This window comes from Bacillus sp. PSXD-155 (assembly GCF_049310765.1).
GTDB lineage: Bacteria > Bacillota > Bacilli > Bacillales > Bacillaceae_G > Bacillus_A > Bacillus_A cereus.
The window spans coordinates 204,724-223,495 of sequence record NZ_JBMOWC010000003.1; the positions used below are offsets into that span (position 1 = coordinate 204,724).

Below are 18,772 nucleotides of genomic sequence, written 5' to 3' on the forward strand. Positions count from 1 at the left end.
TCAATGAAGAAAAGTTAAAATCCATAAAAATTGCTTGACATATTATAGTGGTACATGTTGTATAATAACAATGGACTATTTTGCTCATCATAAAAAAGTGTAATTTAAAACATAAAATATGAGAGTGAAAAGAAAGAACGATGGAATTTTCTTTAAAAAGATTATATGATAGTAACTAAAGTAGTCTAGCTCACTTTCACCATTTATGAAGGGGGAAACGAGATGTCAATTGAAATTAAAACGAAGTACGGTCAAATTGATATTAGTACAGATGTAATTGCAACAATTGCTGGAGGTGCCGCGGTAGATTGCTACGGTATCGTAGGTATGGCATCAAAAAATCAGTTAAAAGATGGATTAACAGACATTTTACGAAAAGAAAACTTCACTAGAGGTGTTATTGTTCGTAAAGATGAAGATGAAGTACATATTGATATGTATATTATTGTGAGCTATGGTACGAAAATTTCAGAAGTGGCACATAATGTGCAGACGAAAGTGAAATATACATTAGATCAAACTGTAGGACTAGCAGTAGATTCTGTAAACATCTACGTACAAGGAGTTAAAGTAATAAACTTGTAATGTGCATTAAGGAGGAAAATCTGTGTCAATTCAAAAAATTGATGGAAAACGTTTATCACAAATGATCATGCAAGGAGCGAATAATTTAACAAATAATGTTCAGCTTGTTGATGCATTAAACGTATTTCCAGTTCCAGATGGCGATACCGGTACAAACATGAACTTATCTATGACTTCAGGTGCGCGTGAAGTGAAAGCAAATCCTTCACAGCATGCTGGTAAAGTCGGCGTAAGTTTAGCCAAAGGATTATTAATGGGAGCTCGTGGTAACTCTGGAGTTATTCTATCTCAGTTGTTCCGTGGTTTCTCTAAATCCATTGAACAAAAAGAAGAATTAACAACAGTTGATTTTGCTGCAGCACTAGAAGCTGGAGTAGAGGCGGCTTATAAAGCGGTTATGAAACCGATTGAAGGAACGATTTTAACGGTTGCAAGAGAAACGGGTAAATATGCAGTAACAGTTGCGAAAAAACAGCGCGACTTTGTTTTGTTTATGGAAGACGTTGTGAAAGAAGCAAACGCATCGTTAAATCGTACGCCAGATTTATTACCTGTATTAAAACAAGTTGGCGTTGTAGATAGCGGTGGTAAAGGTCTTGTAGTGGTATACGAAGGATTTTTAGCTGACTTAAAAGGAGAAACGATTTCTTCTGATGCACCGACGCAAACATCTATGAATGAGATGGTACGCGCAGAACATCACCGTAGTGTACAAAGCCAATTGAGTACAGAAGATATTAAGTATGGATATTGTACGGAGTTCATGGTGAAATTAGAGGCTGAAAAGGTGAAAGAGCATAATTTCTCTGAACAAAAATTCCGTGAAGATATTAGTGTATATGGTGATTCTCTACTAGTTGTGTCTGATGATGAAATTGTAAAAGTTCATATCCACGCAGAACATCCTGGAGACGCTATGAACTACGGGCAAAAATACGGTAGTTTAATTAAGATTAAAGTAGAAAATATGCGTGAACAGCATACTGCTTTATTAGATGAACCTGCTATGGTTCCTGAACAACCAGCTCAATCGAAAGAAAAACAACCATATGGTATCGTAACTGTGGCAATGGGGTCTGGTATTAAAACTTTATTTGAGAGCATCGGCGCAACGAAAGTTATCGAAGGTGGTCAAACGATGAATCCAAGTACGGAGGATATCGTGAAGGCAATTGAAGAAGCAAATGCTGAAAAAATCATTATTTTACCGAATAACGGAAATATTGTAATGGCAGCAGAACAAGCAGCATCAGTTGTAGATCAAGAAGTTATTGTTGTTCGTTCGAAAACAGTTCCTCAAGGTATGGCAGCAATGTTAGCATTTAACCCAGTTGGAACGTTAGAAGAGAATGAAGAAAACATGCAAGAAGCTTTATCTCATGTGAAAACAGGTCAAATTACGTATGCTGTACGTGATACGGAAATTGATGGTGTAGCAATTCAAAAAGATGACTTCATGTGTATTGCAGATGGAAAAATTGTATCTACAAATGCTGAAAAAGTAGGAGCTGCGAAGCAATTACTAGAAGCGCTTATTGATGAAGATTCTGAAATCGTAACGATTCTACAAGGTGAAGATGCAACTGACGAAGAAGTAGCGGAGTTAGTTGAATTTGTAGAAGAGAAATTTGAAGATGCAGAAGTAGAAGTGCATGCTGGAAACCAACCAGTGTATTCTTTCATCTTCTCTGTAGAATAAGATAAGATTCGTTTTGAAAATAAATGGATTACTTACTTGCTAATGGATAAGAAGTAGTAATATGAAGTTTATTACTAGTTTTTATTCAAAAGGCTAGCATATTGAAGAGAGAAAAGAGCCTTGCTGCTAATAGTGAGGCTCTTTTTTACTTGTTTTATATAAGGGATTTGAGTAGTTTCTCTTAGAATGCCTATGATAGAATATATAAGGTGAAAGAGAGCGATTACAGATGCTAATTGGTACTCAAATAAAATGCAATAAAGAAAATAATGTGACGGGGTGTGAGAATCTTGAATGATGTTGTACAAGTTCCTGTTACGGATGTAAAGGGGATCGGAGGAGAAACATCTGAGTTACTACATGAGATGGGGATTTATACAGTTTCTCATCTATTAGAACATTTTCCGTACCGTTATGAAGATTATGCGATGAAAGATCTTGCTGAAGTAAAGCATGATGAACGTGTAACGGTTGAAGGGAAGGTTCATAGTGCTCCTTTGCTGCAATATTATGGTAAGAAGAAATCGCGTCTAACAGTTCGTGTTCTCGTCGGTCGTTATTTAATTACGGCGGTATGTTTTAATAGGCCTTACTATAAGCAAAAATTAACGTTAGATGAAACGGTAACGATTACTGGTAAATGGGATCAACATCGTCAAACAATTGCTGTATCAGAACTTCATTTTGGGCCAGTTGTACGTCAACAAGAAGTGGAGCCAGTTTACTCAGTAAAGGGGAAACTTACAGTAAAACAGATGCGTCGTTTTATTGCTCAAGCGTTAAAGGAATATGGAGATTCTATAGTCGAAGTGTTACCGGATGGTTTGTTAGGCCGGTATAAATTATTACCAAGATATGAAGCACTTAAGGCTTTGCATTTTCCGGTAGGACAGGAGGATTTAAAGCAAGCGCGTCGCCGTTTTGTATATGAGGAATTTTTCTTATTTCAGCTGAAAATGCAAACACTGAGGAAAATGGAGAGGGAAAATTCAAAAGGGACGAAGAAAGAGATTCCGTCAGTAGAATTACAAGAATTTATCGATGCACTGCCGTTCCCATTAACTGGTGCGCAGCGCCGAGTTGTAGATGAAATTTTAAAAGATATGACATCTCCTTATCGGATGAACCGACTATTACAAGGTGACGTTGGTTCTGGGAAAACAGTTGTTGCTGCGATTGGCCTTTATGCATCGAAATTAGCTCATTATCAAGGTGCTTTAATGGTTCCTACAGAAATTTTAGCTGAGCAACATTATCAGTCGCTTGCTGAAACGTTTTCGCATTTTGGTATGAAGGTGGAACTGCTAACAAGTTCTGTTAAAGGTGCAAGACGCCGAGAAATTTTAGCGAAGTTAGAACAAGGAGAAATAGATATTCTTGTTGGAACGCACGCTTTAATTCAAGATGAAGTTATATTTCATAGGTTGGGTCTCGTTATTACAGATGAACAGCATCGATTTGGTGTAGCGCAGCGCCGAGTTTTACGGGAGAAAGGTGAAAATCCAGATGTATTATTTATGACAGCGACACCAATTCCGCGTACGCTTGCAATTACTGCATTTGGAGAGATGGATGTTTCGATAATCGATGAGATGCCAGCAGGTAGAAAGGTGATTGAAACATACTGGGCAAAACATGATATGTTAGATCGCGTCCTCGGTTTTGTTGAGAAGGAAATAAAAAAAGGAAGACAGGCATACGTTATTTGTCCTCTAATTGAAGAATCTGAGAAACTTGATGTGCAAAATGCTATCGACTTACATAGTATGCTGACGCATCATTACCAAGGGAAATGCCAAGTTGGATTGATGCATGGGAGATTATCGTCTCAGGAAAAAGAAGAGATAATGGGCCAGTTTAGTGAAAATAAAGTGCAAATTCTTGTATCGACAACGGTTGTTGAGGTGGGTGTGAACGTACCGAATGCGACTGTGATGGTTATTTATGATGCAGAACGTTTCGGTTTATCGCAGCTTCATCAGCTTAGAGGGCGTGTCGGGCGTGGTAGTGAACAATCATATTGTTTATTAATAGCAGACCCTAAATCAGAAACAGGAAAAGAAAGAATGCGCATAATGACTGAAACAAATGATGGATTTGTATTGTCAGAAAAAGATTTAGAATTACGAGGTCCTGGAGATTTCTTTGGGAGTAAGCAAAGTGGCTTACCAGAATTTAAGGTTGCTGACATGGTACACGATTATCGAGCGTTAGAAACAGCAAGGCAAGATGCGGCGATACTAGTAGATTCAGAAGCATTTTGGCACAATGATCAGTACGCTGCCTTGCGTACGTATCTTGATGGGACAGGTGTGTTCCAAGGAGAGAAGCTCGATTAAAGGGAGTCAACAAAAATTTTTGTTGCATTCTACTTTTAATGATTATATACTACTGTTAGTACCTAGTCATAAAAATGGATGGTGCGGTATGAAGAAAAGAAGAAGTAAAAAAGAAAGACAAGAATTATTACAACAAACAATCGAATCAAATCCTTTTATTACGGATGAAGATTTAGCGGAAAAATTTCAAGTGAGTATACAAACAGTACGACTGGATCGTATGGAATTGTCTATTCCTGAATTAAGAGAGAGAATTAAACATGTAGCTACAAAGCAACATGAAGAAGATGTGAAATCTTTACCGTTAGAAGAGGTTGTCGGAGAAATTATTGATATTGAATTAGATAGACATGCAATCTCTATCTTTGAAGTAAAGGTAGAACATGTATTTAAAAGAAATCAAATTGCCCGTGGGCATCATCTGTTTGCGCAAGCAAACTCACTAGCTGTTGCGGTTATTGATGAAGAATTAGCTTTAACTGCAAAGTCTACCATTCGATACATTCGCCCTGTAAAATTAGGAGAGCGTGTTGTTGCAAAAGCGCGCGTTGAAGACGTAGAGAATGATAAGGGACGGACGGTTGTCAAAGTGCGTAGCTTCGTTGGAGAAGAACTTGTTTTTACAGGCACTTTTGAAATGTATCGATCTAGTAATTATAGTGAGGAAGGTAACAACTTATGAAAATCGCAATAGATGCAATGGGCGGAGATCACGCTCCAAAGGCTGTAGTATTAGGGGCAATGAAAGCTATTAAGGAATATTCTGATCTACATATTACGTTAGTAGGGAAAGAAGAGGAAATTCGTCAATACTTAACGAGTGATGAACGAATTACTATTCTTCATACAGACGAAAAAATAGAATCGACGGAGGAACCAGTAAGAGCGGTTCGTCGAAAAAAACAAGCTTCAATGGTACTTGCGGCACAGCAAGTAAAGGATGGAGAAGCAAACGCTTGTATATCCGCAGGTAGTACAGGAGCTTTAATGGCAGCTGGATTATTTGTTGTCGGTCGTATGGAAGGAATTGAGCGACCAGCTTTATCGCCTACAATGCCAACTGTAGATGGAAAAGGTTTTGTTATGTTAGATGTTGGAGCAAATGTTGATGCAAAACCAATTCATTTATATCAATATGCAGTAATGGGATCTGTTTATGCTGAGAAGGTAAGAGGAATTGAAAATCCTCGTGTTGGACTATTAAACGTTGGAACAGAGGATGGAAAAGGAAACGAGCTTTCAAAGCAAGTATTTGCAATGCTTAAGGATGCGCCAATTAATTTCGTTGGGAACGTTGAATCAAGAGATTTATTGCAAGGTGTAGCAGATGTTGTTGTATGTGATGGTTTTACAGGGAATGTAGCGTTGAAATCATTAGAAGGAACAGCACTTGCGCTATTCTCTATGTTGAAAGAACAATTAATGAGTTCATTTACGAGCAAATTAGCAGCGGCGGTATTAAAGCCAAAACTTATGGTATTAAAAGATAAAATGGATTATTCGGAGTATGGAGGAGCTGCATTATTTGGATTGAAAGCACCTGTCATTAAGGCTCACGGTTCTTCTAATGACCAGTCGATATTTAGTGCGATTCGTCAAACGAGAGAAATGGTAGCGAAAGAAGTAATTCCTACGATTTCAAGCGTAATGGAGAAAGAGTCACTCCAATAAGAGGAGGATTTGAAATGGGAAAAATAGCATTTCTTTTTCCGGGCCAAGGTTCACAGGCAGTTGGAATGGGTAAACAATTAGCAGAGAATAATAAAGAGGTTGCAAAAGTGTTTGCAAAAGCAGATGAGGTGTTGGAAGATTCACTTTCAGAAGTGATTTTTGAAGGACCGCAGGAAAAGCTTACATTAACAACAAATGCTCAGCCTGCATTATTAACAACGAGTTTTGCTATTTTGACAGCTTTGAAAGAGTATGACATTACACCTGACTTTGTCGCTGGTCATAGTTTAGGTGAATATAGCGCTCTTGTAGCAGCTGGTGCATTAACTTTTGAAGATGCGGTATATGCTGTAAGGAAACGCGGGGAATATATGGAAGAAGCTGTTCCGGGCGGGGATGGTGCAATGGCAGCTATATTAGGTGCTGACCCACATATGCTGAAACAAGTTACAGAAGAAGTAACAAGTGAAGGATATGCAGTGCAAATCGCTAATATGAATAGTACGAAGCAAATTGTAATTTCTGGAACGAAGCAAGGCGTAGAGCTTGCTTCTCAAAGAGCGAAAGAAAATGGTGCAAAGAGAGCAATTCCACTAAAAGTAAGTGGGCCATTCCATTCTTCACTTATGAAGCCGGCAGCTGAGAAGTTCCAAAGTGTTTTAAATGAAATTACAATTCATGATACGAATATTCCTGTTATTGCAAATGTTACGGCGGATGTTATTACACGTGGTGCCGACATTCAAGAAAAGTTAATCGAACAGCTTTATTCGCCTGTATTATGGTACCCGTCTATTGAATGTATGGTGAAGCAGGGAGTAGATACATTTATTGAAATTGGACCTGGAAAAGTACTTGCTGGACTTATGAAGTCAATTGATTCATCAGTGAAAGCATATGCGATATATGATGAAGAGACATTAAAAGATACCATTTCAAATTTGAGAGGAGAAAACTGATGTTAAAAGGGAAGGTAGCATTAGTAACTGGCGCTTCACGTGGAATTGGTCGCGCGATTGCGATCGATTTAGCGAAACAAGGGGCAAATGTAGTAGTAAATTATGCGGGTAATGAACAAAAAGCAAATGAAGTAGTAGATGAAATTAAGAAATTAGGTTCTGATGCAATTGCGGTAAAAGCAGATGTTGCAAATGCTGATGATGTTACAAATATGGTGAAACAAACAGTAGATACATTTGGACAAGTTGATATTCTTGTAAATAATGCTGGTGTAACAAAAGATAATTTATTAATGCGTATGAAAGAAGAAGAATGGGATACAGTTATTAATACAAACTTAAAAGGTGTATTCTTATGTACAAAAGCAGTATCTCGTTATATGATGCGTCAACGTCATGGTAGAATTATAAATATCGCTTCTGTTGTGGGTGTTATAGGAAACCCAGGGCAAGCTAATTATGTTGCTGCTAAAGCGGGTGTTATTGGATTAACAAAAACATCTGCAAAAGAGTTAGCAAGTCGAAATATTACTGTGAATGCAATTGCGCCAGGCTTTATTGCGACTGATATGACTGATGTACTAGATGAGAATATTAAAGCCGAAATGTTAAAAGTTATTCCAGCTGCTCAATTTGGTGAAGCGCAAGATATCGCGAATGCTGTAACGTTTTTTGCTTCTGATCAAAGCAAATATGTTACAGGTCAAACGTTAAATGTTGATGGCGGTATGGTAATGTAATAAAAGAATCGATTTCACCTAGTTTTTTTGGTCAATATTTAATATAATATTTGAGGGGAGGTGAATGGAATGGCAGATGTTTTAGAGCGCGTAACAAAAATCATCGTTGATCGTTTAGGAGTAGAAGAGACTGAGGTAGTACCAGCTGCAAGCTTCAAGGAAGATTTAGGAGCAGACTCCCTAGATGTAGTAGAACTTGTAATGCAATTAGAAGATGAATTCGAAATGGAAATTTCTGATGAAGATGCTGAAAAGATTGCTACTGTTGGCGATGCTGTGACTTACATAGAGAGTCATCTATAATGCTTAAGTGAAGTCCCGTTTTTTAGCGGGGCTTTCTGGCTTATATCTGGAGGGACCTATGCCGTACCGAAAATATAGAGAAAAAAAATACGAAACAAAATATCGTGAAGCATTTAAAGTGTTTCAAGAAAAGATAGGTATTACGTTTACAGATGAAAAATTATTGATTCAAGCATTTACGCATTCATCGTATGTGAATGAGCATCGAAAAAAACCGCATGAAGATAATGAGCGTCTTGAATTTCTTGGAGATGCAGTATTGGAACTTACTGTATCGCAGTATCTGTTTCAAAAATATCCGACAATGAGCGAAGGAGAGTTAACAAAACTACGTGCAGCTATTGTATGTGAGCCATCTCTTGTTCGTTTTGCGAACGAATTGTCATTTGGTAGCCTTGTTTTATTAGGAAAAGGTGAAGAAATGACAGGTGGACGTGAACGACCAGCTTTATTAGCGGATGTCTTTGAAGCGTTTATTGGTGCCCTTTATCTTGATCAAGGGTTAGAAACAGTTTGGGAATTCTTAAAAGAAATTGTATATCCGAAAATTAATGAGGGTGCTTTTTCTCATGTGATGGATTATAAGAGTCAGTTACAAGAATTGATTCAGCGTGATGGTAGTGGCAATGTTGAGTATCAAATTTTGCAAGAAAAAGGACCAGCTCACAATCGAGAATTTGTGTCACGTGTTACGTTAAATAACGTAGCTTTAGGTCTTGGTAGTGGTAAGTCGAAAAAAGAAGCAGAGCAACAAGCTGCTGCAGAAGCATTGAAAAAATTAAAAGAACAACTATAAGGAATCCCCCTTTGAATGAGGGGGATTCCTTGTGCATAGAATGAAACTTTCTTTTTGTTTGTAAATAAAAAGAAGGTAAATCCGTATAATAGCTTGTTTTTGTATAGAAAACATTTGTAACGACGGAGAATAGGAGGAAGGCCTTTCGTGTTTTTAAAAAGATTAGAAATAGCAGGGTTTAAGTCTTTTGCTGAGCGTGTATCTGTTGATTTTGTCCCGGGTGTAACTTCTGTAGTAGGACCTAATGGAAGCGGGAAAAGTAATATTACTGATGCAATTCGCTGGGTACTTGGTGAACAATCTGCAAAATCATTACGTGGTGCAAAGATGGAGGATATTATTTTTGCAGGCAGTGATACAAGGAGAGCGGTTAATGTTGCTGAAGTAACAATAACTTTAAATAATGAAGATCAACGTTTACCAATTGAATACAATGAGGTGTGTGTAACACGTCGTGTATCTCGTTCAGGTGAAAGTGATTTTTATATTAATAAACAATCATGTAGATTGAAAGATATTATTGATTTATTTATGGACTCTGGTATGGGAAGAGAAGCTTTTTCAATTATTAGCCAGGGGAAAGTGGAAGAGATTTTAAGTAGTAAGTCAGAAGAGCGTCGAGGTGTGTTTGAAGAAGCGGCAGGCGTACTAAAATACAAACTTCGCAAAAAGAAAGCTGAAGGAAAATTAGAAGAAACACAAGAAAACTTAAATCGTGTACAAGATATAATTCATGAATTAAGTAGTCAAGTAGAACCTTTAGAAAGACAAGCTTCTATTGCGAAAGATTATCTTGAGAATAAAGAAGAATTAGAGAAAGTAGAAGCTGCGCTTATTGTCCATGAAATTGAAGAATTGCATGAGAAATGGGAAGCACTTCGAAATCAGTTTGGGCATAATAAAAACGAAGAAGCTAAAATGTCAACGAATTTACAAAAAAGTGAAGAAGAACTTGAGGAATTACGTGGACAATTACAAGCGGTAGATGAGTCTGTAGACTCGTTGCAAGAGGTACTTCTTCTTTCTAGTAAAGAGCTAGAAAAACTAGAAGGGCAGCGCGAGTTGTTAAAAGAGAGAAAGCAAAATGCTACGACGCATTGTGCGCAACTTGAGCAGTTAATTGTTGAATTAACAGAGAAAGCTAAAATTTACGATGGTGAGATTGAGTCAAGTACAGAAGCTTTAATGCAATTTGTGAATGAAGTAAAAGAGTTGGAGCAAAAATTGCATGATAATGAGCAATTGCTTGCTACTTTTGCTGACAATTTAGAGGAACAGATTGAGAATTTAAAAGGTGACTATATTGAACTTTTAAATCAACAAGCTAGTCATCGCAATGAATTATCTATGATTGAAGAACAATCTAAACAGCAAACGTCTAAAAACGAGCGTCTAGATGAAGAGAATGCGAAATATGTAGAAATGCGTATGGAAATTACAGCGAAAAAGACGAAACTTGTAGAAAGTTACGAACAAGCGAAAGAAAAAGTAGCTGGCATTCTCTCAAACATACAGAAGACAGAGGCGGCACTTGGGAAATGTAAGACGCAGTATAGTGAAAATGAAACAAAACTATACCAAGCATACCAATTTGTGCAACAGGCACGTTCTCGAAAAGAAATGCTTGAAGAGATGCAAGAAGATTATTCTGGCTTCTATCAAGGTGTACGTGAAGTATTGAAAGCTAGAGAAAATAGGTTGCAAGGTATCGAGGGTGCTGTTGCCGAACTGTTAACGGTTCCGAAAGAATACGAAGTTGCAATGGAAATCGCTCTAGGTGCAGCGATGCAGCATATTGTTGTACAAACAGAGGAGCATGCTCGTAATGCGATTGCATTTTTAAAGCAAAATAAACATGGACGTGCAACGTTTTTACCGCAAGCTGTTATTAAAAGCAGATCGTTATCATTTGAGCAATTACGCATTGCAAATCAACACCCATCGTTTGTAGGTGTGGCGGCAGAACTTGTGCAGTACAACAATAAATATGAAAATGTAGTTTCAAATTTATTAGGTACTGTTATTGTTGCGAAAGATTTACGCGGAGCAAATGAGTTGGCGAAACAACTGCAATACCGTTATCGCATTGTAACAATCGAAGGTGACGTAGTGAATCCTGGCGGTTCTATGACTGGTGGGGCGGTAAAACAAGCGAAATCTTCTTTATTAGGACGCCAACGTGAACTGGAAGAGTGGACTCGTAAGTTAACCGATATGGAAGAAAAAACAACGAAGTTAGAAAACTTTGTTAAAGCAGTAAAACAAGAGATTCAAGAAAAAGAAGTGAAAATACGCGAACTAAGGCAAACTGTAGAAGTGGATCGTGTAGAAGAGCAGAAATTAAGAGAAGAGATTAATCGTTTAGAATTAGAAGAACATCGTATTAATGACCGCTTGTCTATTTATGATTTAGAGATTGAAGGGTTTTTACAAGATCGAGTAAAAATGCAAGGGCGTAAAGAGGAGTTAGAAGGGATTTTAGCGAATCTTCAAGCTGATATCACTGAGTTAGATAGTAAAATTGTAGCTTTAACAAAACAAAAAAGTGAGCAACATTCTTCGAAAGAAAAAGTTCAAAAAGAAATGACTGAATTAAAAGTGCTGGCAGCTGAAAAGCAACAACGCTTATCTAATCAAAAAGAAAAAATTGAACGATTGACGAAGGAAAAAGAAGAAACGGATGCGACACTTGTAAAAACGAAAGAGGATTTAGCATTCTTAAAACAAGAAATGACATCTAATTCAAGTGGTGAAGAGCAAATTACGAATATGATTGAGAAGAAAGCGTATGATCGTAATCAAACTTCAGAATTAATTCGCTCTCGTCGTGAACAACGTGTATCGTTGCAAGAGAGAGTAGAACATTTAGAACGCAATTTGAAAGAAACGACAGGTAAACATAAATATATTCTTGAAATGTTGAAAGATCAAGAAGTGAGAATAAACCGACTTGATGTAGAGTTGGAAAATAGATTACAACATTTACGTGAAACATATACGATTTCATTTGAAGCGGCGAAACTAAAATATACAATGACAATGCCTGCAGAAGATGCGCGTAAGAAAGTAAAATTAATCAAATTATCCATAGAAGAGTTAGGTACAGTGAACCTAGGGGCAATTGATGAATATGAACGTGTAGCGGAGCGTCATACATTCTTACTAGAGCAGAGAGACGATCTAGAAGAAGCGAAAACGACATTGCACCAGCTTATTACCGAAATGGATGAAGAAATGAAAAAACGCTTTTCTACTACGTTTGAAGGCATTAGAATGGAATTTCAATCGGTATTCTCTGAATTATTTGGAGGCGGTAGAGCGGATTTAGTAATGACTAATCCAGAGGATTTACTAAATACGGGTATTGATATTGTAGCACAACCGCCAGGGAAGAAATTGCAGAACTTAGGTTTACTTTCAGGTGGAGAGCGTGCTTTAACGGCAATTGCGCTTTTATTTGGTATTTTAAAAGTGCGCCCAGTACCGTTCTGTGTACTAGATGAGGTAGAGGCCGCCCTTGATGAAGCGAATGTAGCTCGTTTTGCACAGTATTTAAAGAAATTTAGTGATGAGACGCAGTTTATTGTAATTACACATAGAAAAGGTACAATGGAAGAGTCTGATGTGTTGTACGGTGTAACAATGCAAGAATCAGGGGTATCTAAACTTGTTTCGGTTCGTTTAGATGCTGGAGAAGAACTTATTGCAAGTGAATAGGAAGGATGGGAAAGTATGAGTTTTTTTAAAAAACTAAAAGAAAAAATTTCAAAACAAACGGATACAGTTACAGAGAAATTTAAACACGGATTAGAAAAAACTAGAAATTCATTTGCGGATAAAGTGAATGATTTAGTGTATCGTTACCGTAAAGTGGACGAAGATTTCTTCGAAGAGTTAGAAGAAATCTTAATTGGTGCAGACGTTGGCGTTGCGACGGTAATGGAATTAATTGATCAATTGAAAGAAGAAGTACAACGTCGTAACATTCAAGATCCAAAAGAAGTACAAGCTGTTATTTCAGAAAAACTAGTGGGAATTTACAAAGGTGACAGCGATTTTAGTAACGAAATTAATATGCAAGAGGACCAATTAACGGTTGTTTTATTTGTTGGTGTTAACGGTGTAGGAAAAACGACAACAATTGGTAAACTGGCGCATAAGTTTAAATCAGAAGGTAAGTCAGTCCTATTGGCAGCAGGAGACACATTCCGTGCTGGGGCGATTGAACAATTAGAAGTATGGGGCGATCGTGTTGGTGTAGAAGTGATTAAACAAGGATCTGGATCTGATCCAGCGGCGGTTATGTATGACGCTGTACAAGCTGCGAAAGCACGTAAGGTAGATGTATTACTATGTGACACAGCAGGACGCTTGCAAAATAAAGTAAACTTAATGAAAGAGTTAGAGAAGGTGAAGCGTGTAATTGAGCGTGAAGTACCAGGTGCTCCTCATGAAGTATTGCTTGTTATTGATGCAACAACAGGACAAAACGGTTTAAGCCAAGCGAAAACATTCCGGGAGGCAACGAATGTAACTGGTATTGTTTTAACGAAGTTAGATGGAACTGCTAAAGGTGGTATTGTATTAGCGATTCGTAACGAAATGGATGTACCGGTGAAGTTTGTTGGATTAGGAGAGCAAATGGATGATTTGCAGCAGTTTGATCCAGAACAATATGTGTATGGTTTATTTGCGAACTTAGTAGAAACAGAAGAAGTATAAGCGAAAGAAGCGGTATTTCCGCTTCTTTTTCTATAAAAATATATGATGTTAAGAAAAAAACTTGACACTCTTTTGGACTCCATGTAAACTAATTCATGTAAAGGGAAATCACTTAACAAAGGATGATCCAACATGCTCGAAAAAACAACGAGAATGAACTATTTATTTGATTTTTATCAATCGTTGTTAACGCAAAAACAAAGAAGTTATATGTCGCTTTATTATCTAGATGATTTATCTCTTGGTGAAATTGCGGAAGAATTTGATGTAAGTCGCCAAGCCGTGTATGATAACATTAAACGGACTGAAGCGATGCTTGAAGAATATGAAGAAAAATTAGTATTACTTCAAAAGTTTCAAGAGCGACAGCGACTTGTTGCAAAGCTAAAACAGCTAATCAGCGAAGAAGAGCATGTGAATGAAGAAATGAAACAAGTTGTTGAAGCTATCGAAAAATTAGATTAGGAGGGCGGCAATATGGCATTTGAAGGATTAGCCGACCGACTTCAACAGACAATGCAAAAAATCCGCGGCAAAGGAAAAGTTTCTGAAGCCGATGTGAAAGAAATGATGAGAGAAGTTCGTCTAGCTCTTTTAGAAGCAGATGTTAACTTTAAAGTAGTAAAAGATTTTGTGAAGCGTGTGTCTGAACGTGCTGTCGGACAAGATGTAATGAAAAGTTTGACACCTGGACAACAAGTAATTAAAGTTGTACAGGAAGAACTTACAGAACTTATGGGCGGAGAGCAAAGCAAAATTGCTGTTGCTAATAAGCCACCGACTGTTATTATGATGGTTGGTCTGCAAGGTGCGGGTAAAACAACGACGACAGGTAAGCTTGCGAATTTGCTTCGTAAAAAGCATAATCGTAAACCGATGCTTGTTGCAGCTGATATTTACCGTCCAGCAGCAATTAAACAGCTTGAAACATTAGGGAAGCAATTGGACATGCCTGTATTTTCTTTAGGAGATCAAGTAAGTCCTGTTGAAATTGCGAAACAAGCGATTGCAAAAGCAAAAGAAGATCATCATGATTATGTTTTAATCGATACAGCGGGTCGCCTGCATATTGATGAAGAACTAATGGATGAATTAGCGAAAGTTAAAGAAGTTGCGAAACCGGATGAAATTTTCCTTGTTGTCGATGCGATGACGGGACAAGACGCGGTAAATGTTGCACAAAGTTTCCATGAACAGTTAGGTTTAACAGGTGTTGTATTAACGAAATTAGATGGTGATACGCGCGGTGGTGCTGCATTATCTATTAAAGCTGTAACAAACACACCGATTAAATTTGCTGGTATGGGTGAAAAACTAGATGCAATTGAAGCGTTCCATCCAGAGCGTATGGCATCCCGTATTTTAGGGATGGGCGATGTCTTAACATTGATTGAAAAAGCGCAAGCTACAGTTGATGAAGAGAAAGCAAAAGAACTTGAGCAAAAAATGCGTACGCTTTCGTTTACGCTTGACGATTTCCTAGAACAACTTGGACAAGTGCGTCAACTTGGGCCGCTTGATGAATTGTTAGGAATGCTTCCTGGTGCAAATAAAATTAAAGGGCTGAAAAATGCGCAAGTTGATGAAAAACAAATTGGGCATATTGAGGCAATTATTCGTTCTATGACTAAATTAGAACGAGAACAACCGGAAATAATCAATGCTAGTCGCAAAAAGCGCATTGCCAAAGGTAGCGGTACAACTGTACAAGAAATCAATCGTCTAATCAAACAATTCGATGACATGAAAAAAATGATGAAGACGATGACTGGAATGCAAAAAGGCAAGAAAAAAGGACTAGGTGGATTGAAGTTTCCATTCATGTAAGGAAAAAAAGATGGCTCTGTTAAGAAAAAATACTTTACAAAGCAATAGTCTTTTTGCTAATATAATTATCTGTGTGAAATAAATTCGGAGGTGCTTTATAAATGGCAGTTAAAATTCGTTTAAAACGTATGGGAGCTAAAAAAACTCCTTTCTATCGTGTAGTTGTTGCAGATTCTCGTTCTCCTCGTGACGGACGTTTCATTGAGGAAATCGGAACTTACAATCCAGTTGCTCAACCAGCTGAAGTTAAGATCAACGAAGAAGCAGCATTAAAATGGTTAGGAAATGGTGCTAAACCATCTGATACAGTTCGTAACTTATTCTCTAACCAAGGTATCATGGAGAAATTCCACTTATCTAAACAAGGTAAGTAATTGAGGCAATGACTATGAAGAAGTTAGTCGAGACGATTGTCAAGCCTCTTGTCGATCATCCTGAAGATGTAAAAGTTACACAGGAACTTTACAACGGAGAGATAAAGTATCGATTAACTGTACATCCTGAGGATGTTGGAAAAGTCATTGGAAAGCAAGGGAGAGTTGCGAAAGCGATTCGAATGCTCTTGTATTCAGTGGGACATCATAATGATGAAAAAGTAACACTGGAAATTCAATAAACGTAAAAAGGGCGAGGAGTTATTCCTCTCCCTTTTTTAACATTTAAATAGAGATTGCATGTTCCATCTATGAAATGGAGATGCTTAATTTATATAGAAACCAGGGGTGACATACTATTTATGACAAAATGGTTTAACGTAGGGAAAATTGTAAATACTCATGGCGTAAGAGGAGAAATCCGTGTTATTTCTCGTACTGATTTTCCAGAAGAGCGATATAAAGTAGGAAACACACTATACATATCGAATGAGAAAGACACAGACTACCTTCCGGTGAAGGTAACTTCTCATCGCCAACATAAGACATTCGATTTATTAACATTTGAAGGATATAACAATGTAGATGAAGTAGAGAAGTTTAAAGGTTCTTTAATAAAAGTACCAGAAGAGCAGTTAGGCGAACTTGCTGAAGGTGAATACTACTATCACGAAATTATTGGTTGCAGCGTTGTAACGGAAGAAGGAGAAGCGCTAGGGACAATCAAAGAAATTCTCTCTCCTGGTGCAAATGATGTTTGGGTGATTAAACGTCCGAAGGGTCAAGATCTTTTAATTCCTTATATTGATGACGTTGTACTTCAAGTTAATATTGAAAATAAATTAGTAACCATTCATGTAATGGAAGGGTTGCTATAATGAAAATTGATATTTTAACGTTGTTCCCAGACATGTTTACCGGTGTATTTGGATCTTCTATATTAAAGAAGGCGCAAGAAAAAGAAGCGGTAAACCTTCGTGTTGTTAACTTTCGTGATTATACAACAAGTAAGCATAATAGCGTAGACGATTATCCTTACGGCGGAGGAGCTGGTATGGTGCTTACTCCTCAGCCTATTTTTGATGCTGTAGAAGATTTGACGAAAGAGACAGAGCGTAAGCCGAGAGTTGTCTTAATGTGTCCGCAGGGCGAAAGATTTACGCAGAAGAAAGCGGAAGAGCTTGCAGAGGAAGAACATTTGATCTTTGTATGTGGGCATTATGAAGGGTATGACGAACGAATTCGTGAGCATCTCGTAACGGATGAGATTTCTATTGGTGACTATGTATTAACGGGCGGAGAATTAGCTTCTATGGTTATTACTGATAGTGTTGTACGTCTCTTGCCAGGCGTGCTAGGAAATCATGCTTCACAAGTGGAGGATTCGTTTAGTACAGGTTTATTAGAGCATCCTCATTATACACGTCCGGCTGATTTTCGTGGTATGAAGGTACCGGATGTATTAATGTCAGGGAATCATAAAAATATTGACGAATGGCGACATAAGGAATCTTTGCGCCGTACGTATACGCGTAGACCTGATTTGTTAGATGATAGAGATCTATCTAAACAAGAGAAAAAATGGCTTGAGGAAATAAAGCGAGAGCAGTAATAACTTCATATATTTGCTATTGCAACAGGCCTAGTAATATGCTATTATAACATTTGTGCTACTGAAATCAGTAGCCGTATTAACGATGTTCCGCTGTAATTTATTAAGACTTTATAAGAGCATCTGTTTAAAGGAGAGAATTTAATATGCAACAATTAATCGCAGAAATTACAAAAGGCCAATTAAAAACTGACCTTCCTTCATTCCGTCCTGGTGACACTTTACGTGTACACGTAAAAGTTGTTGAGGGAACTCGTGAAAGAATTCAGCTTTTCGAAGGTGTTGTAATTAAACGTCGTGGTGGCGGAATTAGTGAAACATTCACAGTTCGTAAGATTTCTTACGGTGTAGGTGTTGAGCGTACATTCCCAGTTCACACGCCAAGAATCGCGAAAATCGAAGTACTTCGCCGTGGTAAAGTACGTCGTGCTAAGTTATACTACTTACGTAACCTTCGCGGTAAAAAAGCACGTATTAAAGAAATTCGATAAGACATGTATGGGAGCTTGTAAATGCACAAGCTCCCTTTTTCCAATCTATATGAAATTTTGGTATAATACGAACAGCTTACATAACCGTGGAGGGGAAATGCATGAAAAAAGAGAAGAGTTCACTTTGGGAATGGATTAAAGCAATTTTGATTGCTGTTGTATTAGCTGGTGTTATTAGACAGTTTTTCTTTGCTCCAATTCTCGTAGACGGGGTATCGATGGCACCTACTTTACATGATCGTGATCGAATGATTGTGAATAAAATTGGTTATCACATTGGAGATCCAAAACGCTTTGATATTATCGTATTTCGAGCAACAGAAGATAAAGATTACATTAAGCGCATTATAGGCCTGCCAGGCGATGAAATAGAGTATCGTAATGATAAACTGTATGTTAACGGAAAGGCTTATGAGGAGCCGTATTTAGACAAGCAGAAAAAGCAAATTGCTGACGGACCGCTTACATATGATTTTAATCTTGAAGAAATGACAGGCAAGAAAACTGTTCCAAAAGATCAATTATTTGTTTTAGGTGATAATCGTCGTTTTAGTAAAGATAGCCGTTCAATCGGTACGATTTCAAAGGATCAAGTAATTGGTAAAGCCAATATGTTATATTGGCCGTTAGAAGACGCACGTATTGTGAAATAAA

The 18,772-nt window shown here is 37.6% G+C and carries 19 protein-coding genes; all 19 read left to right on the forward strand.

Features of this window, described 5'->3' with window-relative positions; all coding sequences use genetic code 11:
* The first annotated feature begins 222 nt into the window (after nucleotides 1-222).
* A complete protein-coding gene (locus tag ACO6VI_RS03900) occupies nucleotides 223-585 on the forward strand; it encodes an Asp23/Gls24 family envelope stress response protein (protein WP_000021109.1) in 363 nt (120 codons plus the stop codon).
* Nucleotides 586-607: 22 nt separating this feature from the next.
* Complete coding sequence (locus ACO6VI_RS03905; protein WP_000027131.1) at nucleotides 608-2,284, forward strand: DAK2 domain-containing protein; 1,677 nt, start codon at nucleotides 608-610, stop codon at nucleotides 2,282-2,284.
* A 290-nt stretch (nucleotides 2,285-2,574) separates the two neighbouring features.
* Nucleotides 2,575-4,623 carry an ATP-dependent DNA helicase RecG gene (recG, locus tag ACO6VI_RS03910; RefSeq protein WP_063548489.1) on the forward strand — a complete coding sequence of 683 codons (2,049 nt, stop codon included), beginning with the start codon at nucleotides 2,575-2,577 and terminating at the stop codon, nucleotides 4,621-4,623.
* Nucleotides 4,624-4,711: 88 nt separating this feature from the next.
* A complete protein-coding gene (gene fapR / locus ACO6VI_RS03915) occupies nucleotides 4,712-5,305 on the forward strand; it encodes a transcription factor FapR (RefSeq protein WP_000747349.1) in 594 nt (197 codons plus the stop codon).
* Nucleotides 5,302-6,294 (forward strand): phosphate acyltransferase PlsX, encoded by a 993-nt coding sequence (plsX, locus tag ACO6VI_RS03920; RefSeq protein ID WP_063548487.1) that lies wholly within the window; start codon nucleotides 5,302-5,304, stop codon nucleotides 6,292-6,294. Before fapR ends, plsX begins: the two co-directional genes overlap by 4 nt.
* A 14-nt stretch (nucleotides 6,295-6,308) precedes the next feature.
* Complete coding sequence (fabD, locus tag ACO6VI_RS03925; RefSeq protein WP_063548485.1) at nucleotides 6,309-7,253, forward strand: ACP S-malonyltransferase; 945 nt, start codon at nucleotides 6,309-6,311, stop codon at nucleotides 7,251-7,253.
* Nucleotides 7,253-7,993 carry a 3-oxoacyl-[acyl-carrier-protein] reductase gene (fabG, locus tag ACO6VI_RS03930; RefSeq protein WP_000911769.1) on the forward strand — a complete coding sequence of 247 codons (741 nt, stop codon included), beginning with the start codon at nucleotides 7,253-7,255 and terminating at the stop codon, nucleotides 7,991-7,993. The genes fabD and fabG overlap by 1 nt, the downstream gene beginning before the upstream one ends.
* Before the next feature lie 69 nt (nucleotides 7,994-8,062).
* Nucleotides 8,063-8,296, forward strand: a complete 234-nt coding sequence (gene acpP, locus ACO6VI_RS03935) for an acyl carrier protein (protein ID WP_000786062.1) — start codon at nucleotides 8,063-8,065, stop codon at nucleotides 8,294-8,296.
* A gap of 58 nt (nucleotides 8,297-8,354) precedes the next feature.
* A complete protein-coding gene (gene rncS, locus ACO6VI_RS03940) occupies nucleotides 8,355-9,092 on the forward strand; it encodes a ribonuclease III (RefSeq protein ID WP_001146875.1) in 738 nt (245 codons plus the stop codon).
* A 147-nt stretch (nucleotides 9,093-9,239) separates the two neighbouring features.
* Entirely contained in the window at nucleotides 9,240-12,809 is a 3,570-nt protein-coding gene (gene smc, locus ACO6VI_RS03945) for a chromosome segregation protein SMC (protein ID WP_063548481.1), read from the forward strand.
* A gap of 15 nt (nucleotides 12,810-12,824) precedes the next feature.
* The gene (gene ftsY, locus ACO6VI_RS03950; RefSeq protein ID WP_000007642.1) at nucleotides 12,825-13,814 is read left to right on the forward strand and encodes a signal recognition particle-docking protein FtsY; all 990 of its coding nucleotides are present in this window, start codon (nucleotides 12,825-12,827) and stop codon (nucleotides 13,812-13,814) included.
* Between the two features lie 132 nt (nucleotides 13,815-13,946).
* Nucleotides 13,947-14,279, forward strand: a complete 333-nt coding sequence (locus ACO6VI_RS03955; RefSeq protein ID WP_000891062.1) for a putative DNA-binding protein — start codon at nucleotides 13,947-13,949, stop codon at nucleotides 14,277-14,279.
* Between the two features lie 12 nt (nucleotides 14,280-14,291).
* Nucleotides 14,292-15,641 carry a signal recognition particle protein gene (gene ffh / locus ACO6VI_RS03960; protein ID WP_000863460.1) on the forward strand — a complete coding sequence of 450 codons (1,350 nt, stop codon included), beginning with the start codon at nucleotides 14,292-14,294 and terminating at the stop codon, nucleotides 15,639-15,641.
* Nucleotides 15,642-15,742: 101 nt separating this feature from the next.
* Nucleotides 15,743-16,015: a 30S ribosomal protein S16 gene (gene rpsP / locus ACO6VI_RS03965; RefSeq protein WP_000268750.1), complete on the forward strand. Its 273-nt coding sequence runs from the start codon at nucleotides 15,743-15,745 to the stop codon at nucleotides 16,013-16,015.
* A gap of 14 nt (nucleotides 16,016-16,029) precedes the next feature.
* Nucleotides 16,030-16,257, forward strand: a complete 228-nt coding sequence (locus ACO6VI_RS03970) for a KH domain-containing protein (RefSeq protein ID WP_000737399.1) — start codon at nucleotides 16,030-16,032, stop codon at nucleotides 16,255-16,257.
* Nucleotides 16,258-16,377: 120 nt separating this feature from the next.
* A complete protein-coding gene (gene rimM / locus ACO6VI_RS03975; RefSeq protein WP_000170272.1) occupies nucleotides 16,378-16,893 on the forward strand; it encodes a ribosome maturation factor RimM in 516 nt (171 codons plus the stop codon).
* Entirely contained in the window at nucleotides 16,893-17,627 is a 735-nt protein-coding gene (gene trmD, locus ACO6VI_RS03980) for a tRNA (guanosine(37)-N1)-methyltransferase TrmD (protein WP_000686899.1), read from the forward strand. The genes rimM and trmD overlap by 1 nt, the downstream gene beginning before the upstream one ends.
* Nucleotides 17,628-17,773: 146 nt before the next feature.
* Nucleotides 17,774-18,118 (forward strand): 50S ribosomal protein L19, encoded by a 345-nt coding sequence (rplS, locus tag ACO6VI_RS03985; protein ID WP_001186516.1) that lies wholly within the window; start codon nucleotides 17,774-17,776, stop codon nucleotides 18,116-18,118.
* A gap of 101 nt (nucleotides 18,119-18,219) precedes the next feature.
* Nucleotides 18,220-18,771, forward strand: a complete 552-nt coding sequence (lepB, locus tag ACO6VI_RS03990; RefSeq protein WP_000711852.1) for a signal peptidase I — start codon at nucleotides 18,220-18,222, stop codon at nucleotides 18,769-18,771.
* Nucleotide 18,772 lies beyond the last annotated feature (1 nt).